Annotated in this window: 2 protein-coding genes; one reads left to right on the top strand and one right to left on the bottom strand. The window is 49.9% G+C overall.

All coding sequences use genetic code 11. The features are described 5' to 3' along the window. Nucleotides 1–122 precede the first annotated feature (122 nt). Complete coding sequence (locus QZN42_RS10130; protein WP_296957346.1) at nt 123–656, top strand: hypothetical protein; 534 nt, start codon at nt 123–125, stop codon at nt 654–656. 470 nt (nt 657–1,126) lie between these two features. Here QZN42_RS10130 and deoC read toward each other — a convergent pair whose 3' ends face one another. Next, nucleotides 1,127–1,780 (bottom strand): deoxyribose-phosphate aldolase, encoded by a 654-nt coding sequence (gene deoC, locus QZN42_RS10125; protein ID WP_296957344.1) that lies wholly within the window; start codon nt 1,778–1,780, stop codon nt 1,127–1,129. Nucleotides 1,781–2,311: the final 531 nt, after the last annotated feature.

Below are 2,311 nucleotides of genomic sequence, written 5' to 3'. Positions count from 1 at the left end.
TCCTCAATGCCGCATAAAACATCCCAGTATACTTTGGAATGCAATAATGCAGATTTCATCGGAGCTGCCAGGTTATTTAAGGGTGCGAAGTTTGAGCTGATAACTCGAAAGGAGTGATTCCTATGAAACGAAAAATTCTCACCGTCCTTCTGGCCCTTTCCTGCGTATTTCCTCTTTCTGCCATTTGTGCGGAAGAGGCAAGAGCCATGATGCCTCCGGCTCCCTGGATCCGGCCTTACATGATCAACGGAAGAAACCAGATGGAAGCGGAACTGGTGAGCGGCATGTACGGGAGCAGAGATTTCACGAAAACTTTTCCGAAAAATGTGTATACCATGGTCCGCATCGCCCCGGCCAGCGAGGGAAACCTCGTGGTCCGCATGACCTTCCGGAACGGCCGGGGACGGCCTGCCGGAGACACGAGCTTCCTTGCCCATAAAACCGGACCATTCACCTACGAAGGAGAAGCCGACGGATTCGTGACGAAACTGGAATTCAAGAAAAATACCCTCCTCTTCACCCGCCGTCAGTCCACCCGAGGGGGCCTCGCCGCCCGGACCGGAAATACCGAGACCCTCTACCGCCTGACCCCGGAAGAATTCCCGCCCCTGCGGATTCCAAGGATGTACGTGCCTATGGCGGAAAAAGAGCAGTGATTTCAAATGGAGTCTATTGAGCTAATCGTGATTCGTGGTCCGTGGTCCGTGTTTCATGAAGGTGGCGCCTTTAAATGATAGAGGCGCCTCTTTTATATATGACTCTCATCCCGGGAACCCGTAAACCGGCAGTGCCGGGAATAGGAACCATTAACTATTAACCATTAACCCCTGTGCACAGTTTTCCTACTTGGATGGATTCCAGGCAGCTTACCCGATTAACCATTAACCCCGATGTACGGTTATTTCACATGAATGAATTCGAGCCATCCACATGATTAACTATTAACCTCGATGCACAGTTTTTCTGCATGGATGGCTATTAAGTTTTCTACCTGAAACCCATTAACCCCAATGTACAGTCATTCCACATGAATGGATGACAGTCTATCCACCTGATTTCCCATTAGCTATTACCCATTACCAACAAAAAAGAGAGCCTTCCCGCAAGAAAGCTCTCTTTCCGTTACTCAGCATTCATCCCCAAGGAGCGCTTTGATGGCTCCGCTGGCACCTATGCGTGAAACTCCTGCCGCGAGGTAGGCTTCCATTTCTTCTCTGGTATGGATGCCTCCGGCGGCTTTGATTTTGACATTTGGCCCGATGTATTTCTTAAAAAGTTCTATATCGGAAAGGGTGGCTCCGGCTGTGCCGAAGCCGGTGGAGGTTTTGATGTAGTCGGCTCCTGCTTTGGTCACGCAGCGGCAGGCGTCGATTTTTTCTTCTTCTGTGAGATAGCAGGTTTCGACGATGACTTTTAAGATATGGTCTTCGATACAGCCTTTGATGGTAGCGATTTCGTCGATCACATCTTCCAGATTTCCGTCTTTCAGGGCTCCTATATTGATAACCATATCGATTTCATCGGCTCCTTCGGAAATGGCGGTGATAGCTTCCTGGCATTTGGCTTCGGTGGAGCAGTTTCCTAGAGGAAAGCCGACGACTGTACAGATGGTGAGGGAGGGGAATCTGTCCCGGATTTTTTCTACATAGGAGGAGGGTACGCAGACTGATGCCATGCCGTATTTCTCCGCTTCTTTACAAAGTTTTTCAATATCTTTCCATCCTGCCGTGGCTTTCAGCAGGGTGTGGTCTACGTGGGAAAAGATTTCTTCATTTGTCATGATGGCCTCCGTTGTTTTTCATTCGAGAAGTTTATAGATATATTTATTTTACCATGACTTTTGGAGAAAAGTGGTAAGTGATAAGTGGTAAGTGGTAAGTGAAGGCGCGGCGCGAATTCATGGGCGCCGCTTTTTTGATTTGGCCTTTGGCGGGCATGTCCGGCCGGGGAAATTTATCGTCGAAAGTGCAGGTCCCTCCCACCCGCTTTGCGGGAGGCTTCCTCTCGAGGAGGGCCTTATCGTGTACCTTCTGAGTCAATTGGGATGAAAATATTTTGTCAGTCAGCCTCATATGTGCCTTGTATGATAGATGAACCCACCCGTCGCCTTCGGCGACAGCCCCCCGAACTTCGGGGGGCCTGGGAGCCTGTCCCATCCGCAGGGCTGGCTGTAGAGGCATTTTCGAGGGATAGAGACACTTTCGACATGTACCTGTAGTACGACCCCTCAGTCTGCTTCGCAGACAGCTCCCCAATTACACATATCGGCGCCGTTGCCACCGTAAATAAAACCGGTGGGAGTTCAATTTTT

This window comes from uncultured Dialister sp. (assembly GCA_900314595.1).
Classification (GTDB): Bacteria; Bacillota; Negativicutes; order Veillonellales; family Dialisteraceae; genus Dialister.
The sequence above is the reverse complement of the archived record's forward strand: the minus strand, read 5'-3'. Positions and strand labels throughout refer to the sequence as shown.

Coding starts and splice junctions, on each gene's coding strand:
- deoC (WP_296957344.1), bottom strand. CDS start 1,780: ATGACAAATGAAGAAATCTTTTCCCACGTAGACCACACCCTGCTGAAA.
- QZN42_RS10130 (WP_296957346.1), top strand. CDS start 123: ATGAAACGAAAAATTCTCACCGTCCTTCTGGCCCTTTCCTGCGTATTT.